Below are 23908 nucleotides of genomic sequence, written 5' to 3' on the forward strand. Positions count from 1 at the left end.
ACCAACTATTTTTTATGCTTCATGAATTTCTAAAGGCAGACCATCTGGATCAAAGAAAAATGCCATTTTTTTCTGATTAAAATCATCATACCGTAATGGTTCATGTTCAATATGTAAACGATCAAATTCTTCTAAACATAATTCCACATTTTTTACTGCAAAAGCAAGATGTCGTAATCCTTGATTTTCTCTTTGTGGTAATTTAGGCCTACTAGGTGACTTAGGTTTTATGAATATTTCTAATACTAGATTGCCCTGCCTTACATTGAATAAAATATCCTCTTTTTCTGGCCGAATATGCTTATCAAGTAGCTTAAATCCCAATTTATCAACATAAAATTCCTTTGTTTTTGCATAATTACTGCCAATTATAGCTATGTGGTGTATCTGACCTAGCTCCATTACCTATCACCTACTTCTCTGATTTCAAGATGTGCCCCATTTGCATCAATAACACCAACAACTTTTTTAGTCTGCTCCTCATCTAAATAGCCATAGTCTATCTGTCCCCATAGTTTATCTACATCCGAGATTTTCACATCTGTTATTGTTTCATGTTCAAATTTGCGAATAAGTGAAATTTTAGTTTTTAAAAATTCACTTTTTTCTACCGCTTTAGCTAACGTATACCCCTCATCTAAAAAAGACCGAATGGCTGCCACTCGGTAACAAGTTTCCAAACTAAACTTGCGTGGTACACCATTGTCATTCCCAATTGATTCAATATATCCTTTTTTCTCCCAATAACGTAATTGTCTAGTAGAAACGCCTACCATATCACTAAGATCCCCTATTCCTACTTGAAAATCTTTTATTACATGTAGTTTAAACATCGACATTATCTGAGTTGTCCCTTTCCATCTTTAAAAATTTAACATTTTATCACATCAATATTATATCATTTATTGTAACTTTTTTTACTTAGTTGTCAACAAGATTGACAAGTCAAAAGCTTAGGAGTATAGTTTTTATCGTTGACAAAATATAAGAAAAAATCTAATAAAGGAGGAAATATTTTTGACAGAAGAAATTAAACCCGTTGATATCAACGGTAAACCCTATAATAGGAGCTTGCTCGTCTTAGTCTTGATGGTTGGATCCTTTTGTACTGTTCTTAACGGTACCATCCTTGCCACCGCTTTACCTGCAATTATGAAAACTTTTGATATAAATACATCTACCGTTCAATGGCTAACTACTGGCTTTATGTTAGTCAATGGTGTAATGATTCCTGTCAGTGCTTGGATGATCAACAAATTTAGCACTCGCTTTATGTATATTGGCGCAATGTCTGTTTTCTTATTAGGAACAATTATTGCCTATATATCTCCTAATTTTCAATTTCTATTAGCCGGCCGCCTTATTCAAGGATTAGGTGTAGGTGTTACTATGCCTTTATTACAAACAATTATGCTATCAATTTTTCCTCCTGAAAAACGTGGCGCTGCCATGGGAACTGTTGGCCTCGTCATTGGTTTAGCTCCCGCATTAGGCCCCACTTTATCTGGTTGGATTGTTGATAATTATACGTGGCGTGATTTATTCGGCATGATTATCCCAATTGTTTTTGTTGTACTACTATTAGCTCTCTTTCTAATGCGTAATGTTATTCCTAATAAAAATCAAAAACTAGATATTATTTCAGCAATTACCTCTACTATTGGCTTTGGAAGCTTGTTATATGGATTCTCAAATGCCGGCACAGATGGATGGACTGACAAATTTGTTTTACTTGAACTTTTAATCGGAGTTATTTTTGTATTCCTATTTGCCCGTCGTCAATTGCATATGGATGATCCATTCTTAGATGTAGCCGTTTTTAAATATCGTGATTTTAGCATTGCTGCTATTTTAAGTGGTGTCTCTAATCTAGCTATGTTTGGGATTGAGATGTTGTTACCCTTATACATCCAAGATGTTCGAGGTGAATCTGCCTTTCATTCTGGTTTAATGCTACTTCCTGGGGCTCTTGCAATGGGGATTATGTCTCCTATCACTGGCCGGATCTTCGATCGTTTTGGTGCTAAGTACATGGCGATGACTGGTATGACACTACTAACCCTAGGCACAATTCCATTCTTCTTCATTACAGCACATACTTCTATTGTTTATATCATTGTTTTTTATGCTGTTAGAATGTTTGGTATTGCTATGACGATGATGCCAGTTACTACCTCTGGTATGAACGCCTTGCCTTTTAACTCTATCTCACATGGAACTGCCGTAAACAATACTTTCCGACAGGTCATGAGTTCTATAGGTACAGCTGTTTTAACCTCTGTATTAACTAATGTATCAACTAATGCAACGCCCGCTAAATCAGTTTTAAAAGCTACTCCTTTAAAATATAAAGATGAAGCCATTAACGCTGTTTTAAGTGGTTATCATGCTGCTTTTTTCGTAGCTGCTCTATTTTCAGCTGTTGCCTTAATTATGAGTTTCTTCTTAAAAAAGGGAAATTCTGTACGTCGTATTAAAGTTAAAGGAGGTGTCGCTAAATAATGATTATCTTAATATTAATCTTATTTGCTATCTTCCTTTTCGTCTTCAATGTACTACCTGTGGTTAAAAATAACCATTTTTGGGCAGTGCTTTGCTTGATTGGTTTCATTGCTTCTGGTTTTTTCATTGTTCTTAATGATGTAAATCATTTTGGAATGAGCATTGAGAAAAAAACAAAAACGTACACATTGACATCTAGTTCTAAAAAGATGAATGTTTTACTTTACCAAGGCCTTGGTAATGGTTCGGAAAAAATTTATATCTACAAAACTAATGCCAGTCAAAAAAAGCCACTTACAACCAAAACAACAAAGTACTCTACTAAATTAACAAAAACTAATAAAAATTCAACTTTAAAAGTTACTACTGAACGCTATATCTATAAAAATAGTTTAAACAAGCTGTTATTTGGCATCTTTGGTAATAATAATGATCTCAAACATCGTTACTACCACTTTAGAATCAATAAAAATTGGTATATTCTAAGCACTAGTCAAGCAAAACAGCTTGCCAAACTTATTAGCGCTAATAAAACGACTATGCAACAAGAAATCAGTACTAGTGTTAAAAGCTATCTTGCCAGAGAATTGGCTAAAAACCCAACATTATCACAATCTCAGCAAAAACTATTAATGCAACAGGCAGAAATAAAAGCAACTAAAAACATTTTGGACCGATATGTAGCAGAAATTAAAGAATAACTAACAGTTTTTAAAAAAATAGTTTATAAAGCATTGAATTAAAAAATTATTTAATCTTTTATATTACTTTTTCAAGATTATCGCTTTGTTTGTTAACAATATATTCATATTCTTCCGTTATAGTAATTAGTATAGAAAAGGTTCCATGTATCCTAATATTCGAACTAATGGTTTTAAAGAAAGAGTGACCTTTTATGAACACTACTAAAAATACAGATATTGTATCTGCTCAAATTGTACAACTAGGCAGTCAAATTATTACCTTAAAAACAGAAAATAATGAAGTTATTACTGTTAGTCGTCCTGCAAGTACTCGCAAAGACAAATTATTCATGAAAACAATGCATGATATTCTAAAAAGTGGTTTATGGATTCCCGTTAATAAAAAGCTGAAGCAAATTTTGCGCTATGACTGGTTTGACACTCCTGTTGAGAGCTATAGTTTTTAAACATCAACTAAATATCTATTAATAAATAGCACCCTACCAAAAATCTAATTTTAGTAGGGTGCTATTTATTATATAAACATATAATCTACAAATATTTTAATTAAGCATCAGTAACTCATAATTTGGGGAATCTATCAAACTTTTCTTCTAGGCGCTCATTATTTGTTGCTAAACGATTAGAAATACTCTTCAAGCGATTCACATTCATATCATATTCTTCTTTTGTCATATCCATATAAGAAAAGCATGACTGAACAGCATCTTTTACAGCTTTCTCGTTTTCAATCGCTTTTGTCGTCAACGTAATATATACTCTTCGTCCGTCTTCACGGATATGTTCACGCGTTACCCACTCATCTTTTTCCATACGTTTTAAAAGTGGAGTTAAAGTCCCTGTATCAAGGCCCAAGCGCTCACCTAGTTCCTTAATCATCATAGGCTTTTTTTCTTCCCACAATACTAATAACGTAATATATTGCGAATAAGTTAATTTGAATTTTTTTAACGATTCAGAGTAAAACTTATTATAATTTTTTTGTGCCGAGTAAATTGCAAAACACAGTTCATCTTCTAACCGATATGGTTTATGATCTATCATCTAGCACATACCTACTTTCTTAATCTCATTCACTTCTCTATTGGTTCAATAACCACATAACGTTTGGGCTCGCTGCCTTGTGAATAGGTTTTTATATTTTTTTCTTTTGCTAAAGCAGAATGAATGATTTTCCGTTCATATGCTGGCATAGGATCCAACCGCATAACTCTATGTTCCAGTAAAGCATCTTGCGCAACATTTTGGGCTAAATATTCCAATGTCTCTTGGCGACGTTGGCGGTAATCAGCAACGTCTAATACCACTCGTACTCTATGATGAGTTTTTTTGTCCAAATAATCTTGAGCTATTAATTGTAACGCATTAAGCGTTTTCCCTCTTCTGCCAATCAAAAGACCTTCTTGCTTCGTTTGAAACTCATAATACGCAACATGTTTACTAGGTGTTAAATCAATTGTAACTTGAATTCCCATTTTTTGAGTTATTGAAGCTAAATATTCTCCTAAATCAAGCAAGGCTTTTTCTAATTCTTGCTTTTTTTGAACACGTGTATCTTTTTTTTCAGCTGTTAAAACATCCTGTTGTTTCTGTGGTGTAGGTGTAGTAGTCGCTAATTTTTTGGGGGTTAAATTAACAACTGCCATTTTCTTACCAAAACCTAGAAAACCGCGCTTACCTTTTTCAACGATAGAAACTTCAACTTCATCTCGTTGAAGTCCCAAAGCCAAAAGACCAGCTTCGATTGCTGTTTCAACAGTATCTCCCTCATATTTCGTTTCAATTTCCTCCTAACTTACGCAGAATACCTAATTTTAATTAATTATATCACATGAAATTCATTATCGACAATAACCCTTTACCCTTACTCGAATAAAATTGCAAATACTTCTTAAATTTGTTTTTTTATAATCTTTTTCTTTTTTCATTTTAGAAAAACACTGATATAATGCAAGTATACAAATATTTAAAAAGCGAGGTCCTTTTACATGAGTCTCATCGATACGTACCAACTAAGTAATGATGTTACGATTCCGGTTGTAGGATTCGGCACGTGGCAAACACCTAATGGTGCCGTAGCTAACTTTGCCATTAAGGCTGCATTAGCTTCAGGTTACCGTCACATTGATACAGCTGAAATGTATGGCAATGAACAAAGCATTGGAAAAGCTATAAAAGAAACTGGCATTAGACGCAATTCATTGTTCATAACCAGTAAACTTAATAATCACGCGCATAACTATGCTGCTGCCACTGCTGCTATCGATCAATCTTTGCAAGACTTACAAACAGATTACTTGGATTTATTTTTAATTCACTGGCCTAACCCTAAACCAGCTCGTGATGAGAACTGGAAAAAATCTTTACAAGATACTTGGCGTGCTTTAGAAGATGCTTATAAAGCGGGTAAGTTGCGTGCAATTGGTGTTTCTAATTTTAAACCACATCATTTTGCAATACTTGAACAGACTCAAACAATTGTACCTATGGTTAACCAAATTCGCATTTGTCCAGGTGATTGGGATACAGAAACCATTGAATATTGTCGAAACCATAATATTTTATTAGAAGCATATAGCCCACTTGGAACAGGGAAAATTTTTACTGATCCTACAATGAAGGAAATAGCTGCTGCTAAAAAACGCACTGTCGCTCAAATTTGTATCAGATGGTCCTTGCAACATAATTTCTTGCCATTACCTAAATCAGTTCATGAAGACCGGATAGAAAATAATACTCATGTCTTTGATTTCGAACTAACAGATACTGAAATGGCAAAAATTGATGCTTTAGATGGCATTGTTGGTTACGCATCAGATCCTGATAAAGTTGATTTTTAACTAAATTTTCCAATGGAATAACAACTTTGTATGCTTTAAACATACTATCTTAGAAGAGGAGCCTAAAATTTATTTTCTAAGGCTGCTCTTTTTATTGCAACACTGTTCCAAGTCTATTTACTGACACGTACAATTAGTTAATATACCAAGGAGGCTCTTTATGACACAATATCCCGTAAATGAAAAAATACTAAAAGATGATTTATATATGGCTGTAAATGGCGAATGGTTAAAAACTGCCAAAATTCCAGCTGATAAACCTGCAACTGGTGGCTTTTTTGATTTAGCTGATAATATTGAAAAAACGTTAATGCATGATTTTGAAAAAATGGCTGCTACTGACACCAGTATTCCAGATCCTTACTTAACCGAAGCCGTTAAGTACTATCGTTTAGCTTCTGATTTTGAAAAAAGAAATGCCACTGGCTATGCTCCTGCACAACAATTTCTTAAAACCATTACAGATTTAAAAGATCTCGCAGATTGGCAAGCAAAATTAAAAGATTTGACGTTTGCTGGCTATCCAACTCCATTTCCTTTGAGTGTTGAACCTGATATGAAAAATACCAAAGTATATGCCCTTTATGCTGATGTTCCAAATCTGATTTTACCAGATAAAACATATTATGCACCTGAGAATAAACAAGCCCCGGCCTTACTTGATATTTATCGTAAAATGGTGAAAAAGCTCTTCAAATTAGCTAACTATCCAGATGATTTTGCTGAAAAAACGATTGAAATGGCGGTAGCTTTTGATGCTAGTTTAGCTCCTTATCAAAAAGACAGCACTGAACGAGCAGATTATACTAAACAATATAATCCATACTCATTTGCTGATTTTAAAGCTTTTAGTACAGAAGTCGACTTAGGTGCTTATGCAACAGCTATCACTGCTTCTAAAGTCGATAAAGTTATCGTAACTGAGCCTAAATACTATGCAGCATTAAATAAACTGATTAATAAAGAAACCTTTGCTAACTTTAAGAGTTGGTTACTAGTCAAGGGCTTGCTTGCCGTATCACACTACTTATCCGATGATGCCCGCGTTATTGCCGGTGAATACTCACGTGCACTTTCTGGCTCAAAAGAAGCTATGAAACCACAAAAAGCTGCATTCTATCTAGCTACAAGTCAATTTGATCAAGTAGTTGGTTTATATTATGCCCATAAATACTTTGGCGAAAAAGCCAAAAATGATGTCCATCACATGGTTGAAAAGATGGTCGCAGTTTATAAAAATCGTCTCAAGAATAATACTTGGTTAAGCCAACAAACTCGTGAGAAGGCTATCGTCAAGCTTGATACATTAGGTATCAACGTTGGCTATCCAGATGAATTAACTCCTATCTATAAAAAATTTAAAGTTGATGAGACTAAAGACTTGTTGACAAATGATTTAGCATTTACTAAAATTGCGTTGGCTGATCACTATGGGCGTTGGAATAAGGAAGTTGATCGTTCACGTTGGGAAATGCCTGCCCATATGGTGAATGCTTACTACAATCCTTCGTTTAATATTATTGTCTTCCCAGCCGCAATCTTACAAGCACCTTTTTATTCTTTAGATCAAAGTGCTAGTGAGAATTATGGTGGTATTGGGGCTGTAATTGCACATGAAATCTCTCATGCATTTGATAATAATGGTGCTAAGTTTGATGAATACGGGAATCTAAAAAACTGGTGGACTGATGCTGATTTGCAGCACTTTGAAAAATTAGCTCAAGCAATGATTGACCAATTTGATGGCTTAGATACTGAAGCCGGCAAGGTCAACGGTAAATTAGTTGTTTCCGAAAATATTGCTGATGCAGGTGGACTAAGTTGTGCTTTAGAAGCTGCTAAAGCAGATTCTGATGTCAATTTACGTGCTTTCTTCATTAACTGGGCTCGTATCTGGGGAGTAAAAGCATCAATCGAACGGCAACAATTATTATTATCCATCGATGTTCATGCACCACATGTCTTACGTGCCAATGTTCAACCGAAAAATTTGGACGACTTTTATACAACCTTTAACATCCAACCAGATGATAAAATGTGGCTTCCTGCTGCTAAACGTGTTAATATCTGGTAAAACTTTAAATATCGAAAAGAAAGAAGTAATTAACTGTGAAAATTGTCTTAGCTAGCGACCATGCTGGAGTAGCTTTAAAAGCTGAAATTATTGATTTACTAAAAGAAATGGGGCATGAAGTAAATGACCTAGGCCCTTATAACACAGATTCTGTCGATTTAAGCGACTATGTCTACCCAGCAACACTTGAAGTTGCTAAAAAACATGCTGATCGTGGTATTTTCATTGATGGTGTTGGGTATGGCTCAGCAATGATTGCTAATCGTGTCTATGGTATTGATGCTGTTGTCTGCCAAGATCCTTTCTGTGCAAAACTTGCTCGTCAACATAACGACAGTAATGTCTTATGTTTAGGTGGCAAGATTATTGGTTCTGCTATTGCACTTGAAATTGTTAGAACTTGGATGACTACTGAACCATTAACCGAAGAAAAGTATCAACGTAGAATCAAAAAAGTTAAGGCTATCTCTGAAAAACACTTACGCAAATTAGATGAAATTAAAGATATCTAGTTGTATCTGCTACTTTTAATTTTAATGCAATCAAAAAGCCAGCAATTTGAACTACCTGCATCCCCGCAAGTAGTACTAACTGCTGGCTTTTTAGTCACTTCCTATTTATTCTGGTTGATAGCTTTGATCAATTACTAGGACTGGTTTAATTGTTTTTCCTGTAACTGAGTCATTATTAGCTTGGTTAATTTCAGAAAAAGCATAAAACTTTTCTGTCTTATCAAATGGGAACAAACCTAGTTTATAAAATTCAATTAAACGAGGAACATCAATTTGCGGAATCGCATCACCCATGTTAACCCCGACCACTTTGCGGTCTGATGTACACAAATCATTCCATGAACTAAATGTAATATTTTGAGCAGTAACTGCAATTAAAGCTGCCGTCCCGCCTTGTGCTAGCGCGTTGATAGCTTGTAGCATAACTGGTTCAATTCCAGTTGTATCAACGGTATAATCGACACCGTACCCATTTGTTAAAGCTTTAATGGCTTCTACTGGATCTTCTGTCTTACTATTAATCGTCTGCGTTGCACCAAGTTCTTTAGCTAACGCAAGGCGTTTCTCAACCACATCAATTGCAATAACTTTTGTACAACCAGAAATTTTACCTGCCATCATTGCAGCTAACCCAACAGCACCAGTTCCAAAAACAGCTATTGTCTGCCCTGGTTTAGGTTGTAAAGTATTAAAAACAGTGCCACTGCCTGTAACATAACCACAACCTAATGGACCTAGTTTGCGTAAATCTAAGCTTTTATCCACTTTGACGGCATTTCGTTGATTCACAACAGTATGTGTTGTGAATGAAGATTGGTTGAACATGTCACTAACATGTTTCCCATTATCCTTAAAATGATCGGTACCATTAGCCCGAACACCACTTAAATTATATTTGGCATAACTGCGACATTGTGTTGGGACACCTTTTAGACAATTATCACAAGTTCCATCTGAATAAAATGACAAAACGACATGATCGCCAATTTTAAAATCAGTTACTTGAGGTCCGATTTTTTCGACAATACCTGAACCTTCATGGCCTAAGATTACTGGATAACCTAGTGAAGCATCTCCCTTACGAATCGCTTCATCAGAATGACAAATTCCACTAGCAACCATTTTTATTTGTAAATCCGCTGGGCCCATTTCAGCTAAATCTATATTATCTTTAATAACAAATGGATCACCCATTTTTTCTACAACTGCTGCGCTAATTTTCATAGTAAGTTCCTCCTCTAAGTTAGTGAATCTTTTAACAATTGCATTATCTCACTTATAAGTAAGCGTATACAATGACTTTTAGTTGTCTATAAAATATCATATTTACAGATTTTTAAATCATTTTTCTATCATTCTTTATATCTAATACCAACTCTCCCTTAAATAACAGCAATTTTTATATACTAATTAGCCTCTAACGCATATCATATTGAAAAAAATAAATGATTTACATACTAGTCATTAGTTATTGGCTTTTTATCTTAAATATAGGCTGTTTTCCCTGCTAAGTAACATAAATACTGTCTAGAAATCCCAATGAATTCCTAGACAGTATTTAAAAAATGTATTTAATTATTTTAACATTTCATCTCTACATAACTAAGTATCTTGTTTAGTGCTAGTTAGCCCTTATTTTAAAAACGCTGGATTGGCTTCAACCTTAAATGCTTTGGCTAAAGCTTTTAACTGTTCATCCGTAATTGCTTGCTTAATTTTTCCACCTTGTGCGCCAATTTGGGAATAAATTGTTGCAGCCTTTTCGACTGTTTCGATTAAACCAAACGTTTCGTCTAAATCTGACCCAACCCCAAAGATACCATGATGTGGCCACATTACAACTCGATAGTCTTTCATCTTTGCTGCTGTCGCTTTCCCAATATCATTTGTTCCTGGTGTCATATACGGAATCAATCCAATTCCTTCTGGGAAAACAACTAGCGATTCAGCTTGCATTTTCCATAATAAACGCGAAATATGCGCTTCATCTAAATCTTGCGTAAAGGAAAGAGCAATCACATTAGTTGGATGGCAATGCATCACAACGTGCTGAGTTTCATCAAATTTCAAACGTTCAATATGTGTCATCAGATGACTTGGAAATTCTGAGGTTGGTAACCCACCATCTTCGAATCCCCACAATAAATCTGCTTTTTGACCGTCACTTGTAATTTGAACTAGACCTAAGTCTAATGTAGGTTGATTAATCACATTCCGAAAATATCTGCCTGTTCCTGTTACCAAGAAATATTGTTTAGCTAATGGGGTTGCATCAAAGCCTAGATCAAGTGTTTTTTTAACTTCTGTAATATCTGAAAACCCTGCTAAATCTGCTTTATCAATGCGTAAGGAAACATTCCCACCATTTCTTTCATCCCAGCCATGTTCGTATGATTCTCGTGTAATTTCACTAATCTTCTTTACAAATTTTGAATCTAAAAATTTTGTCAATTCCATTTCCTCCTTATGTCTTGTTGATTAATTACGTTTAAATAAAACGTCTTTTTCATATTGATGAATATCATTTAACCAATCTGTACCTACCGGAACATCATTTTGCAAACAGAACTCATCCCAAACTGCACCAAATGGATATGATTTTAATTCTTCTGTAACTGCTAACCGAGTTGTAAAATCATAGTTAAGTTCTGCTTGTTTTAGTTGTTCGATTGGTGCTAACATTGCTTGCAATAATGCCTTTTGTGTTGCTCTTGCACCTATTACCCAAGCGGCTATTCGATTAATTGTTGCATCAAAAAAGTCTAAGCCAATATTAGTTCTGTCTAGTTGATTATCGCGAACTAATGAACGGGTAATTCTTAATAACGCATCATCCATGATAACAACATGATCACTATCCCAACGAACTGGACGCGAAACATGTAACATTAAGCCCTTGCCAAATGGCATGAAAGCTGAAAATTTATCTGATACATCTTCTGTTGGATGCCAGTGACCTGCATCAATTGTCCATAATTTGCCCCGGCTAATAGCATAATTGTTATAAAATAGATGCGAACCAACTGTATAAGATTCAATTCCCGTTCCAAATAGTTTACCTTCAACTGCTTCAATCGTATTTTTTTCATCATACTTTTTAGCAAATATTTCATCCAATGATTCAATCAATCGTTCACGTGGCCCCTGTTTATCAATTGGATTATCTTTAAAGCCATCTGGAATCCAAAAGTTATTAACTGCTTGCTGACCTAATTCTTTTCCAAAGTAATTAGCAATTTCACGTGATTTTTTACCGACCTCAATCCAATAGTCACGAATTTCTTTTTCTGGGCTGGCTAATGTAAAATTATGTTTTACGTTAGGATGTGAAAAGAAAGTCGTATTCATGTCTAGTCCAACACCTTGTTTTTTAGCCCAGTCTACCCAATACTCAAAGTCTTCTGGTCCAACTTCATTAAAATCCTTTTTTTGTTTTGTTACCGCATAAAGTGTATGCAACTGCACTTTATGTTTCCCTGGAATCAACGCCAATGCCTTATCTAAATCCGCCGTTAATTGCTCTGGTGTTTTGGCAATTCCTGGATAATCGCCACTAACACCTATCCCGCCAGTAAGTTCTTGTTCTGGATTTAAAAAACCATGAATATCATCACCTTGCCAACAATGCATTGACAATTTTATTTTCTTTAACTGTTCCATTGCAGCATCAGTATCAACGCCTAATTGTGCATAACGCTCTTTTGCTACTTGATATGCTTTTTCAATATTTTCTGTTTTTACCATTATTAAATCCTCCTCATTAATCTAAATGGAATACTTCATGTAAATCAAAAGACACTGGGCTTTTATCTGGATTCGTATCCATAATGGATTCCATATATGCCCACCATTTTTTACAAGCTTCCGAATTAGCAATATCATTGTATTTTTCTACATTATCAACTTCTAAGTAAGCAAATAAATTGCCTGTCTTTTTATCAAGAAAAATAGAGTAATTATGTGCTCCTGCTTCCTTCAAAGCCCTTTTCATTTCAGGAAAAAGGTTATTATGTCTACGTTCATATTCAGCATATTGGTCTGCGTAAACATGCATTAATTGTCCCATTCTAACTGTCATTTTTTTGCTCCTTTCATCCTTTGTGATCTTTTAAAAAACTCTGATATTTTTGTAGTACCTGCGGATATTTCCCATTTTCAGGTTTAAACTCTTTAATTTCAAATGAATTAGTAATTATTCTTCTTGCGAGATAAATATTTAAAATATCTCCTTTAGTAATCATCTGAACAATAATATTGCCAATTGCAGTAGCTTCACTTGGGCCTGCATAAACATTTACTCCACTTATAGTTGCTGTTAATTGATTCATTAATGCAACATTTGCCCCACCACCGACTATGTTTAAACTGTCAATATGATACTCTAAAATATCATCTAAAATAGCTAGTTCATTCGCATAGTATAATGATAGATTTGAATATACCGCCATAGCTAATTGGCCTGGCGTTTCAGGCACTTTTTGTTGTGTTTCACGGCAGTATGCTTGAATTTGTACAATCATATTATCTGGATTTTGAAAACGTTCATCGTTAACATCAATTAACTGTTGAAATGGTGGCTCTTTTTTTGCCAATTCTGCTAATTGCGCAAAACTATATTTGTCATCAAGATTATGTTTAATATTTTGGATAATCCATAATCCCATAATGTTTTTCAAAAAGCGATAGGTTCCATAAGCACCCCACTCATTCGTATAGTTTTGTTTGAAAGCTTTTGTTCCATTCTCAGGTGTATTTAACTCTGTTCCGATTAGCGACCAAGTACCTGAACTTAAATATGCCCACCTTTGACCAATACCTGGTGTTCCAACAACAGCAGATGCAGTATCATGTGTGGTCACTGTAATAACCTCTGTTTTAGGAAGATTATATTTTTTAATTAATTTTTGTTTCAAGTCTCCTAAAACCGTTCCAGCTTCAACTAACTTAGGAAATTGCGATTGCTTTACATTGACCTTTTCTAATAAATGGTTATCAAACAATCCTTCACGCAAACTCAACATTTGTGTAGTCGAAGCATTTGTAACTTCTGTAACAGAATTTCCTGTTAAAACGTAGCCAATATAATCTGGAATCATCATTATTTTATCTGTTTTAGCTAATAAATCACGATCCTCTTCAAATAGTTGATATAATGTATTAAAATCAAGAAATTGTATTCCAGTCTTTTTATAAATATATTCTTTAGAAAGATCAGATGTTAATTTTTCTATGCTTCCTTGAGTTCTAGTATCACGATATGCAATTGGATCCTGCAGTTTTTTACCTTTACCATCCACTAATACATAATCAACCGCCCAAGTATCAATTCCAAGAGAAACAGAATGGTATCCTGCTTCCTTAATTTTATTTAATCCAATTAATATTTCTTCAATCAATTTATCAATATTCCAACGATCATGTCCTTGATAATGAACAAATCCATTCTTAAATCGGTGAACTTCCTCTATTACTAATCTGTTATCTACTAGCTTTGATAACATTAAGCGACCACTTGAAGCACCTATATCAACAGCTACATAAACGTCAGCCATATAAACTCAACCCCTTCAATTTCGTTTCTAATTTTGGTCATTACCATATCTTTCCTTAGTAATTTGAGATAATGTCTTGCCTCGAGTTTTAGGTGTCCATGTAATTCCGACAAGTAACGATATAATCAATAGAATAATCATCACTGTTCCGGCAGTCTTAAATCCTAATCCAGACAAAATCATTGGGAAAATAATGGACCAAACACCAGCTGTACCACGAACTATAAAGAACATAAAGCCTTGCGAACCAGCTCTATACTTTGTTGGAAAAAGTTCAACTGCCCACAATGCATACCAAGCTTGCGCTCCAATACCTGCTGAAATCCCCCAAATAGTTACAAAGACCAATAATGCAGCCCAACCAAATCCAATAAATGTTAAAATAATCCATGAAATAACAGCCATAGCTGCACCCACAAAAAAGAATAATCGATGATTAACTTTGTCACCTAACAAAGCAAAGCCAAAGTAGCCTGCTAAAGCCGTAAAAATCCATAAAACTGCTTGCAACATATTTGCTTGTGAATTGCTTAATCCACCTACTGTTTCATATACAAACGGCATAAAGAACCCCATTGCTCCTGCTACTAAATTCCAAAACACGTAAACTCCACAAAGAAATAAAATACTTTTAACTGAAATTGCATTTGAAAAAAGTTCTCTATATGGATGTGATTTAATCGGTGACGCTTTTTCTTTTTCCTTTTGATCAAGCCAGTCTTGTGATTCTGGTAATTTTCTTTGCAAATTCCATGCAATAAATGCAACAATTGTTAAAAATCCAAATAAAATGCGACTGCCATTCAGTCCTAAAGGAGCTAACAATGTTCCTGCAATAAAAATAATAACTGGTCCCATTGACCATGCAAACTGCGAAATTCCAATATTATGAGCCCGATTAGTATCACCTGATGTTTCTCCAATATATGTCCATGATGCGGGGACTCCTGCTCCAACAGCTATCCCCGTGATCAAAAAGCCTAGTAATAATGTAATAAAATTAGCTGAAAACACTACAATTAAAGTACCTAACATATAAACCAACATATCATACGTATAAATTGCTTTGCGTCCAAATTTGTCTGAAAGTCTCCCACCAATAATTGCTCCCAATGCTGATCCAAAAGCATTAGCACTTAATGCACCTAACAATCCCACATCAAAATCAGATAATCCAAAAGACTTTTGCCATAATGTTAAACCTGAAGCGCCCGCAACAATTGATCCAGAATCTAAAAAATTCGTTAGTGAAACTGCCCATGTCGAACTATTTGAGTTCTTACTTGACATTTTGCTACCTCTTTTCATTTCTCGGATATCCTTTTTGTATACGCTTATATTACACTATAAATTGTATGCGTTTTCAATATCTAGTTGTTATATTTTTTGTATCATATGTACATATTTTGTTTTAACCTTACTACTTCTATTTGTTGGTTTTATAAAACACTCTCTACGTTAGAATATCAATATATAAGAATTTTAATATTATATTCCATATTTATTTGAAATAAAAAATATCTATCAAGTGTGTTATGCTATCTCTAGATATTATTTTAATTAGGAGGTTTTTAAATTGTTGAATCCTCGTGTTTTGAATATGTTAAGTACGTTAAACTCTTTAGAAATAGAACAACAACAAAATCATAACTATATTGAAGAGATGCCTGATAATGCTATTAATAAAAAGCTTTCTAAAGAAAATCGAATAAAGGTTTTAAACAATTACTTTTTCAGAAATAAGGACATTTATATTAGTCGCCATAATCGCTTTGCTCCTTATCCTAATCACTCACACACATTTTTAGAATTTAATTATATGCTTCAAGGAAGTGCACAACAAATTGTTGATGGACAAACTATTACCCTTACCCAAGGAGATCTCTTATTACTTGATATAGGAGCAACACACTCAATTGCTGCATTAGGTAAAAATGACTTGCTAATAAATATTCTTTTCAGAAATAACAATATAAATATTGAGTTCCTAAAAGATCTGCGTAGAAGTCGAAGTGTTTTGTATGATTTCTTATTAAAAAGTTCTATTAACTTACAACAAAAAAGTAGACAACAGACTCATTTATTATTCAAAACTGCTAATAACGTCAAGATTTCACAAATAATAGATTCCATAATAGAAGAATATTTCCTAAAAAGAGAGTATTCCAATACAATTATTAAAGCATACTTACAAATTCTCATTACTAATTTAGTCCGTGACTATCATCTACCTGAAAATAAACAGAAAAGCAAAAAGGATAAATTAATTATAGCAATGCTAAGTGAGGTAGATAAGAATTATCAATCAATTTCTTTAAAAGATTTAGCCAAAAAATATAGTTATAATCGAAATTATTTAAGTAATCTTTTTAAAAAAGAGGTTGGAAAATCATTTACTGATGTTGTTATGCAAAAAAAAATAACTCAAGCACATATCTTAATCACTTCAACAACTCTACCAGTAAATAATATAATTGAAACCGTGGGCTTCTCTAACAAAAACTCATTCTACAAAAAGTACTATGCTTTTTATAAAGAAAAACCTTTGGCCAGTCGACAAAATCAAAACGAATTATTTTAATCGAATAACTTTTTCTTGTACATAGACAAAAAGGCGTTACTTATTACAACTAATGAGATGCAATAAGTAACGCCTTTTATGTTAGACATATATATCATTTTTCAATACTTCCTAAATAATCCGCTATTTCCTGAATATCTTTGGCAACTGTAGTACAACAACCACCAATTAAACGAGCCCCTGCTGCATACCAAGTCGCCGCACATTGCCCAAAACTAGGCACTTTTTCGGGTGCTTGCCATGTTTTAGTCACTGGATTATAAACTGCACCTGAATTGGGATATACAACAATCGGCTTATCCGTCACACGAGCAACTACTGTAATTGCAGTTTGTGCTAACGAAATATCGATACAGTTTATTCCAACCGCAATTACTTGTGAGTATTTTTCTATAGCTTTAACTGCTGTTTCTAATGAAGTTCCATCACTAATTGTATGTGCATCCTTTAACGAAAAAGAAACATATGCTTTTTGATTAGAAAACTCTGTCTGAAATAAATCCAACAACGCTAATACTTCACTAAGTTTAGGCTGCGTTTCAATTGCTAAAACATCTACTCCAGCAGCAACTAATTCTTCTAAACGGGGTAAATGAAATTCTTGAAACTCAGCCTTACTAAGTTCATAATCTCCGCGATACTCACTGCCATTAGCCAAATATGCACCATAAGGTCCAATACTACCTGCGATATAGTTATGTATCCCTGTCTTTTCTTCAAAATCATCTCGAGCTTTTTTAGCAATCTCTGCTGCTTGACGAATAATAGCTCGCGCTTCTTGCTTAGAATAGCCATGCTTTTCAAAAGCTGCTACATTTGTCTGATAGGTATCTGTTATCGTTACACGAGCTCCAGCCTTAAAATAGTCATAATGGACCCGATAGACATCTGCTTGATTAGTTACTAAGGCCGCTGCTGTCCATAGATCCGTATTAGTTTTAACACCTAAAGCCTCCAAAGCTGTTGACATAGAGCCATCTAGTGTTAAAGCATGTTGTTTAAGTTCATTTTCTAAATTCATTGTCTACACCTACCTTAAATATGTTATTATAAATATATTATTTTTTAATATTATCTTAATGTTTACATAAGTGCAAGAAAGGATGTTTCTTATGTCTCAAAAAACCAAGGTTGAACATTTAGAACGCAAAATGGAAGCCCGCCACATTCGCATGATTTCACTGGGTGGAGTTATTGGAACTGGTTTGTTTCTTAGTTCAGGTTATACCATTCATGAAGCTGGACCTATTGGAACCATTTTAGCTTACTTCATTGGAGCTATTTTAGTCTATGCAGTTATGCTTTGTCTAGGTGAACTTTCTGTTGCAATGCCATATACAGGTGCTTTTCATGTTTATGCTAAAAAATTCATTGGTCCTGCAACTGGTTTTACTGTCGCTATTCTCTATTGGCTGACCTGGACAATCGCGCTTGGTTCCGAATTTACTGCTGCTGGTTTGATTATGAAAAATTGGTTCCCGCAGACTCCCGTTTGGATATGGAGTCTTGCTTTTATGATTTTGATTTTTCTTTCAAATGCCTTTTCAGTCCGTGTTTTTGCCGAAAGTGAATTTTGGTTCGCTGCGATTAAAGTTTTTGCTATTATTGCTTTTATTATTTTAGGCGGGTTAGCTATCTTGGGTATCTTACCCATGAGTGGCTACTCACATGCACCTTTACTAACCAATCTCTTCAAAAATGGAGCATTTCCTAATGGACTTGGCGGTGTCTTTACCACTATGCTAACTGTTAACTTTGCCTTTTCTGGCACTGAATTAATCGGAATTACTGCCGGTGAAGCTAAAGATCCTGAAAAAACAATTCCTAAAGCTATCCACACTACTTTGTGGCGCTTAGTTATCTTCTTTATTGGGAGTATCTTTGTCATGGCCTGCTTGATTCCATATAAACAAGCTGGTGTTACACAAAGTCCTTTTGTTTACGTCTTTAAATTAATGGGAATTCCTTTTGCTGCTAATATTATGAACTTTGTCGTTCTTACAGCAATCATGTCAGCTGCTAATTCTGGCTTATATGCTTCAACTCGGATGTTATGGTCTTTAGGTAACGAAGGTACAATTCCTGCTTGGTTTTCTAAAACCACTAAAAAAGGTGTTCCTTTTATTGCTTTATGCTTCAGTATGTTAGGCGGTATCTTAGCCTTGTTGTCAAGCGTGATTGCTGCTGGAACTGTTTATCTTGTCTTAGTCTCTGTTTCTGGCTTAGCTGTTGTTATTGTTTGGATGGCAATTGCTTTTTCAGAAATAAAGTTTAGACAACATTTTATCGCTAGTGGTCATGATATTAGCGAATTAAAATTCAAAACACCGTGGTTTCCAGTTGTTCCATGGTTTGCTTTTATAGCTAGCTTACTGTCATGCTTACTTATCTGGTTTGATCCCAATCAACGAATTGCACTTTATTGTACAATTCCCTTTGTCATTGTGTGCTATATTCTACATTATTTTTATGCTAAAAAAACACATCATAGTTAATTACTTAAAATCACCTATTAAAGTTTCTCCCTAGTAACCTTTAAATCAATTTTACTTTCGTATATACTTGGTTAAATGGAAGCCATTACTTACAGGAAAACTCTAAAGGGGATTTTTTATTATGAAAAAATTGGTACGCTCGCTATTATTAATCATTGCAATGGTTCTTTGTTATCTATTTATAGGAGAGACTTCTGCCCATGCTGTCAGTTATGATATCACTAACTATAGCGTTAATATTAATGTACATTCAGATGGATCTGCCAATATAGTTCAAGCCATTACTTATGATTTTGACGGCACAGCTCATGGTGTTTTTTATACTCAAGCTTTACGCAATAATCAACAAACCTTAACAGATCCCAAAGTTTATTTAAATTCAAAAAACAGTTTAGTTGAAGCTGTTCCTTCCACTAGTCAGGCTAAAAATACATATACTTTAAACAAAAAGAATAATGACTATACTTTTAAAGTCTACCATCCCGTTAATTCGTCTACTTTAACTGTTACTTACTCTTACAAACTATCACAAGTTGTTAAAAACTATGCTGATACTGCCGATCTTAACTGGAAAATCATCGGCTCTAATTGGGATACAGCGCTGCACAATGTTCATATTGCAATTCAACTACCTGAAAAAAATGTTTCTTCTCTGCAAGCATGGAGTCATGGTTCTTTGAATGGTACCACAAAAGTTAATCGTAAATCGGGGCAAGTTATTTTAAAGTTGAAGCGAAATCCTGCAAATACTTATGTTGAAGCCCACTTACTATTTGCTAAAAGTGTTACCTCTCAAAATACCTATGTCAGTTCAAAAAAACATAAAGTTCAAGCACAAAAAAAAGAAGCAGCCTTAGCTAAAAAAGCAATTGCAGAAAAAAATGAAAATAAACTGCTCTCTAAAATCATCGGAACTATTCTCTTTATTAGTGGTCTCTTCCTTGCTTTATTAGTTTTATTTAGGAATGCTCGTAAACCTTACAATACGCTTTTCCCGTTTTCTTTGCATAAGGCACCGCATTCGTTTGAAATGCCGCCTTTCTCAGCACCAATTGCACAAGTCTTATGTTTTAATAGATATCCAGATAATCAGGCTTTCAGTGCTTATCTTCTAGAATTAGCTGCACAAAAAAGGATAGCTATCACGCAACTTGAACCTAAAAAGAGTATCAGAAAGCCTAATCATCCTGATTATCAAATCACTTTGCTTGATAAGTCATTACTTGTTGGTAAGGATAATCAATTTTTAAAACTACTATTTTCAACCGGAACCAACGATAGTTTTACTTTTTCAAAACTAAAAAAGGTAAGTAACAGGACTAGCGAAAAACTCGAAGCAGCATTTTCTTCATGGACCAAAGCACAATATGATGCAGCCCAAAAGTTACATTACCTTAATTCGAGTGTCTCTTCTATCAAAGGTTCTTTAATCGCAAGCTTTATTTTTGCAACAATCTTTATGCTTGGTGGTGCCTTTTTAGTTAAACTATTATGGCTGAACATACTAAGTGGTCTTTTTATCCTAGGTTTTCTAATTGCATATTTTTATCTCTGGCGGACACGCTCACCTTTTACAGTTGGTGGTGTAACAAAAATTAATGACATCCGTGGCTTTTACACTATGCTAGATGATATTGGTCGGTTTAATCTACGTGAACTTAATGACCGTATCTTATGGGAAGATATCATGCCATATGCTGTTGCGTTTGGCTTAGCTTCAAAAGTTGTTAAAGCATTGGCCACTACTTTTTCAAAAGATGAACTTCAAACAAATTTTGGCTTCTACTATCTACTCACCTACAACCAAGCTTTTTACTTCGACAGTAGTTTTACAACTAATTTTCAAGGCAGTATTGCCAGCGTTTCTGGTGGCTCTGGTGGGTTTAGCGGGGGTTCTTCTGGTGGTTTTGGCGGTGGCTCCGGTGGTGGAGCGTTCTAACTTATTAGAAAGCCGCTACTAACAAACTTTAAAAATTTTTTCAACAAAATAAAAGCGAATTGCTTCAGAAAATAAATCTGGACAATTCGCTTTTTTATTACAAAAAAGGCAATTACTTTAAAAAACCCCACCACTTGCCTAAAATACCAATTCCAAAAATAAAAATAATAATAAGTAATGGGTTAACTCCCTTTTTCAATAGCCATGAAACAAATAATGTCAAAACCAAAGCTAACATGCCTGGCATCACTGAATCCAAAATATTTTGTACCGTCGTTGTTTTCCCTTTAATTTTTGTGACAACGATTGGGACATCAATTGTCGTCCATTTAGAAACTAAAGCTCCCATTGTAAATAAACCTGTAATTGCAGCACCTCGAGTTAGTTTTTTAATCCGATCGCCAGCCATATCTTGGATAATTTCATTGCCCTTTAAATATCCATACCTAAGTAAATACCACTTACAGGCTAATCTAATTATGTTAATTGATATGAAGAATATTAATGGCCCTAAAACACTTCCTGTCATTGCAATTCCAGCACCCAATGCAGCTAACACAGGTCTAACCGTCCCCCAGAATAATGGGTCTCCAATTCCTGCTAAAGGTCCCATTAACCCAATTTTCATCGCTGCAATAGCTGTTCCATCCACATCGCCGCCATTGGCCTTCTCTTCTTCCATCGCCGTTGCAACTCCCAAAATAGGCGCTGTTAGCCACGGATGCGTATTAAACCACTCCATATGTCGTTCAAGAGCCTCGTTTCGCTCTTTTCCAGCTGCATAAAGCTTTCTTATTGCAGGAATCATCACAAAGCAAAAGCCCATATTTTGAACTCTTTCAAAATTAAATGAGCCCAATAAAAACCAAGAACGAATATACATATTAGTTAGTTCTTTATTTGTTATGGTCTTTTTTCGCTTATTAATTTCTTGCTTACTCAACACCAAACACCTCCTCAATCGTCTAAATCATCATCATCTAGGTCATCTGAGTTTGATATTTTAATTTTTTTCTTTGGTTCACGATACTCTAATTGTAAATACAGAATTGCAAAAATTAATCCCAAACCACCTATACCAACTAAATTGAATTTTGTAAAAGCAGCAAATAAAAAACCTAAGTAGAAGAAAGGTTTTAGCTCAGGTACATCCATAATATTAATGACCATTGCATAACCCACAACCACAATGATGCCACCACCAATCTGCAATCCATCACTAATAACTTTGGGAATTTCACTTAACAGCTGCTCTACTACTTTTGTATTTAAAAACATTACCCCTGCAGTGGGTATCATTACTCGTAATGCTTGAAGAAACATTGCAAAAATGTGCATCGACTCTAACACTCTATATTGTCCCTTTTTTGCAAAAATATCTCCTCGATGAATTAAAAAAACAACTATTGTTCTGACAAAAATTGTTAAAACTTGACCTGCTGCCGCTAATGGCACAGCAAGAGCAATACCGTCACCAATAGATGAATGTGTATTAATCACCACGATTGTTGAAATTACAGCAGCTAACGCCGTATCTGGCGCCATCGCTAAGCCAACATTCATCCAGCCTAATGCCATCATTTCTAAATTTCCACCTAAAATAATACCCATTTTTAAGTTACCCAGCACTAATCCAATTAGAGGACAAACAACTAGAGGTCGATGCATTTGACCTTCATCAAGAACTGAACCAATTCCAGCTACCCCAGCAATTAGCAATATCAAAAACATTTGTCCTGTATTCATTATCATCCCTCCATCACTAGAGTTATTGCTTGCTATGTAATATTTTGATAAAATCATGCCGTGTATCACTAGGCAATTGACGTAATTCTAATTTGATTCCTAGTGTATGCAGTTTTTCAAATGCTACAATATCTTCTTGTGTTACACTAACAGATTCAGTTAAGTGTAATTTATCCTTATCAAAACGCATCCCACCTACATTTATCTCTTTAATTGGAATTCCGTTTTCAATTAATTCTAATACTTCACTAGGTTTACCAAATAATAACATTGCCGTTGTTTTATTATATTTGGGATTATTAAATACTTTACTCATCTTATTTGGTGTAACGACACTTGTCTTAATATTTGCTGGTGCAACTGATAAAGTTAAAATTTTACGCATTGGATCATTAGCAATTTCCTCACTAACCACGATTAACCGCTCAGCAGGAAAGGCCTTAACCCATTTAGTTAAAACCTGACCATGAATAAAGCGATCATCAATTCTTGCAATTGTTATTCTCATGATAAATCATCCTCTGTTTGACTTAGTCTCTTTATCTCTGTTTTTTTTACCTCTTCTGAAAAAATTTTAAAACTTTTTTGACTGTATATTTTTAGATGCTCTGCTAATTGCTTTACTTTCAATGCTGGATTACTTTGCATACTTAATGCCTCCAATAAAAGTGGCAAATTAACCCCCGTCAACACTTCAATATTAGGTTTTCCATAAGCCAATTGAATTGCCGCATTATAGGGGCTTCCGCCAAAGATATCAATTAAAAATAAAACTTCTGTCCCTGGTTTAAGTTCATCAAGTACAACATAATAATGTTTTTTTAAATCCTCAATTCCTTCTTTATTCTCAAAGGTAATGGCTGTTAACTTAAGATTACCGCCATAAATCATTTTTGCAGCTTCCACCATTCCTTCTGCAATATGACCATGACCAGCAACAATAATTGCAATCATTTCTTTTCA

General features: G+C 34.5%; 24 protein-coding genes. 9 read left to right on the forward strand and 15 right to left on the reverse strand.

The features are described 5' to 3' along the window. Positions 1–12: 12 nt before the first annotated feature. Both gloA2 and LB941_RS08650 read right to left on the reverse strand, forming a co-directional pair. Positions 13–402 (reverse strand): SMU1112c/YaeR family gloxylase I-like metalloprotein, encoded by a 390-nt coding sequence (gene gloA2 / locus LB941_RS08645; protein ID WP_253361222.1) that lies wholly within the window; start codon positions 400–402, stop codon positions 13–15. After that, positions 402–839 (reverse strand): MerR family transcriptional regulator, encoded by a 438-nt coding sequence (locus LB941_RS08650; protein ID WP_253361224.1) that lies wholly within the window; start codon positions 837–839, stop codon positions 402–404. The genes gloA2 and LB941_RS08650 overlap by 1 nt, the downstream gene beginning before the upstream one ends. A 178-nt stretch (positions 840–1017) precedes the next feature. Here LB941_RS08650 and LB941_RS08655 point away from each other — a divergent pair, with 178 nt between their 5' ends. The 3 genes from LB941_RS08655 to LB941_RS08665 all read left to right on the forward strand — a co-directional run bounded on the left by LB941_RS08655 (position 1018) and on the right by LB941_RS08665 (position 3652). Further along, positions 1018–2502, forward strand: a complete 1485-nt coding sequence (locus LB941_RS08655) for an MDR family MFS transporter (RefSeq protein WP_253361226.1) — start codon at positions 1018–1020, stop codon at positions 2500–2502. Then, entirely contained in the window at positions 2502–3203 is a 702-nt protein-coding gene (locus LB941_RS08660; protein ID WP_253361228.1) for a DUF4811 domain-containing protein, read from the forward strand. Before LB941_RS08655 ends, LB941_RS08660 begins: the two co-directional genes overlap by 1 nt. A gap of 194 nt (positions 3204–3397) precedes the next feature. Continuing rightward, positions 3398–3652 carry a hypothetical protein gene (locus LB941_RS08665; protein ID WP_253361230.1) on the forward strand — a complete coding sequence of 85 codons (255 nt, stop codon included), beginning with the start codon at positions 3398–3400 and terminating at the stop codon, positions 3650–3652. A gap of 115 nt (positions 3653–3767) precedes the next feature. Here the strand turns inward: LB941_RS08665 and LB941_RS08670 are convergent, their stop codons facing one another. Together LB941_RS08670 and jag are read right to left on the reverse strand one after the other, a co-directional pair. Beyond that, positions 3768–4250, reverse strand: coding sequence for a MarR family winged helix-turn-helix transcriptional regulator (locus tag LB941_RS08670; RefSeq protein WP_253361232.1), 483 nt, complete (start codon positions 4248–4250; stop codon positions 3768–3770). Between the two features lie 29 nt (positions 4251–4279). Beyond that, entirely contained in the window at positions 4280–4990 is a 711-nt protein-coding gene (gene jag / locus LB941_RS08675) for an RNA-binding cell elongation regulator Jag/EloR (protein ID WP_275980023.1), read from the reverse strand. 204 nt (positions 4991–5194) lie between these two features. On the opposite strand from jag, the gene LB941_RS08680 reads away from it, so the two are divergent. From LB941_RS08680 to LB941_RS08690, 3 genes are all read left to right on the forward strand, one after another. Then, on the forward strand, positions 5195–6046 hold the full coding sequence (locus LB941_RS08680; protein WP_253361236.1) for an aldo/keto reductase: 852 nt from the start codon (positions 5195–5197) through the stop codon (positions 6044–6046). Positions 6047–6206: 160 nt separating this feature from the next. After that, positions 6207–8120, forward strand: a complete 1914-nt coding sequence (locus LB941_RS08685; RefSeq protein WP_253361238.1) for a M13 family metallopeptidase — start codon at positions 6207–6209, stop codon at positions 8118–8120. Positions 8121–8155: 35 nt separating this feature from the next. Then, the gene (locus LB941_RS08690) at positions 8156–8632 is read left to right on the forward strand and encodes an RpiB/LacA/LacB family sugar-phosphate isomerase (RefSeq protein WP_253361240.1); all 477 of its coding nucleotides are present in this window, start codon (positions 8156–8158) and stop codon (positions 8630–8632) included. A gap of 105 nt (positions 8633–8737) precedes the next feature. Here LB941_RS08690 and LB941_RS08695 read toward each other — a convergent pair whose 3' ends face one another. From LB941_RS08695 to LB941_RS08720, 6 genes are all read right to left on the reverse strand, one after another. Continuing rightward, a complete protein-coding gene (locus tag LB941_RS08695; RefSeq protein WP_253361242.1) occupies positions 8738–9856 on the reverse strand; it encodes an NAD(P)-dependent alcohol dehydrogenase in 1119 nt (372 codons plus the stop codon). Between the two features lie 408 nt (positions 9857–10264). Then, positions 10265–11083 (reverse strand): rhamnulose-1-phosphate aldolase, encoded by an 819-nt coding sequence (gene rhaD, locus LB941_RS08700; protein ID WP_253361244.1) that lies wholly within the window; start codon positions 11081–11083, stop codon positions 10265–10267. Between the two features lie 27 nt (positions 11084–11110). Beyond that, positions 11111–12376 (reverse strand): L-rhamnose isomerase, encoded by a 1266-nt coding sequence (locus LB941_RS08705; protein WP_253361246.1) that lies wholly within the window; start codon positions 12374–12376, stop codon positions 11111–11113. A 16-nt stretch (positions 12377–12392) separates the two neighbouring features. After that, positions 12393–12710, reverse strand: coding sequence for an L-rhamnose mutarotase (gene rhaM / locus LB941_RS08710; protein WP_253361248.1), 318 nt, complete (start codon positions 12708–12710; stop codon positions 12393–12395). Between the two features lie 13 nt (positions 12711–12723). Next, the gene (rhaB, locus tag LB941_RS08715) at positions 12724–14184 is read right to left on the reverse strand and encodes a rhamnulokinase (protein WP_253361250.1); all 1461 of its coding nucleotides are present in this window, start codon (positions 14182–14184) and stop codon (positions 12724–12726) included. A gap of 27 nt (positions 14185–14211) precedes the next feature. Beyond that, positions 14212–15474: an MFS transporter gene (locus tag LB941_RS08720; protein ID WP_253361252.1), complete on the reverse strand. Its 1263-nt coding sequence runs from the start codon at positions 15472–15474 to the stop codon at positions 14212–14214. Between the two features lie 286 nt (positions 15475–15760). Between LB941_RS08720 and LB941_RS08725 the strand changes: the two genes are divergently transcribed. Beyond that, entirely contained in the window at positions 15761–16765 is a 1005-nt protein-coding gene (locus tag LB941_RS08725; protein ID WP_341869234.1) for an AraC family transcriptional regulator, read from the forward strand. A gap of 94 nt (positions 16766–16859) precedes the next feature. On the opposite strand, the gene mmuM is transcribed toward LB941_RS08725, so the two are convergent. Next, positions 16860–17786, reverse strand: a complete 927-nt coding sequence (gene mmuM, locus LB941_RS08730; protein ID WP_253361254.1) for a homocysteine S-methyltransferase — start codon at positions 17784–17786, stop codon at positions 16860–16862. A gap of 91 nt (positions 17787–17877) precedes the next feature. Between mmuM and LB941_RS08735 the strand changes: the two genes are divergently transcribed. Beyond that, complete coding sequence (locus LB941_RS08735; protein WP_253361256.1) at positions 17878–19260, forward strand: amino acid permease; 1383 nt, start codon at positions 17878–17880, stop codon at positions 19258–19260. Positions 19261–19381: 121 nt separating this feature from the next. Then, a complete protein-coding gene (locus LB941_RS08740) occupies positions 19382–21199 on the forward strand; it encodes a DUF2207 domain-containing protein (RefSeq protein WP_253361258.1) in 1818 nt (605 codons plus the stop codon). A gap of 112 nt (positions 21200–21311) precedes the next feature. On the opposite strand, the gene LB941_RS08745 is transcribed toward LB941_RS08740, so the two are convergent. From LB941_RS08745 to LB941_RS08760, 4 genes are read right to left on the reverse strand one after another with little or no spacing between them, the layout of a single operon-like run. Then, positions 21312–22142 (reverse strand): PTS system mannose/fructose/sorbose family transporter subunit IID, encoded by an 831-nt coding sequence (locus tag LB941_RS08745; RefSeq protein ID WP_425270531.1) that lies wholly within the window; start codon positions 22140–22142, stop codon positions 21312–21314. A 14-nt stretch (positions 22143–22156) separates the two neighbouring features. Further along, a complete protein-coding gene (locus tag LB941_RS08750; RefSeq protein WP_253361260.1) occupies positions 22157–22945 on the reverse strand; it encodes a PTS mannose/fructose/sorbose transporter subunit IIC in 789 nt (262 codons plus the stop codon). A gap of 22 nt (positions 22946–22967) precedes the next feature. Beyond that, the gene (locus LB941_RS08755) at positions 22968–23453 is read right to left on the reverse strand and encodes a PTS sugar transporter subunit IIB (RefSeq protein WP_275980021.1); all 486 of its coding nucleotides are present in this window, start codon (positions 23451–23453) and stop codon (positions 22968–22970) included. Next, entirely contained in the window at positions 23450–23899 is a 450-nt protein-coding gene (locus tag LB941_RS08760) for a PTS sugar transporter subunit IIA (RefSeq protein ID WP_253361262.1), read from the reverse strand. Before LB941_RS08760 ends, LB941_RS08755 begins: the two co-directional genes overlap by 4 nt. Positions 23900–23908 lie beyond the last annotated feature (9 nt).

The sequence above is a fragment of the Ligilactobacillus ubinensis genome (assembly GCF_024160875.1).
Lineage (GTDB): Bacteria > Bacillota > Bacilli > Lactobacillales > Lactobacillaceae > Ligilactobacillus > Ligilactobacillus ubinensis.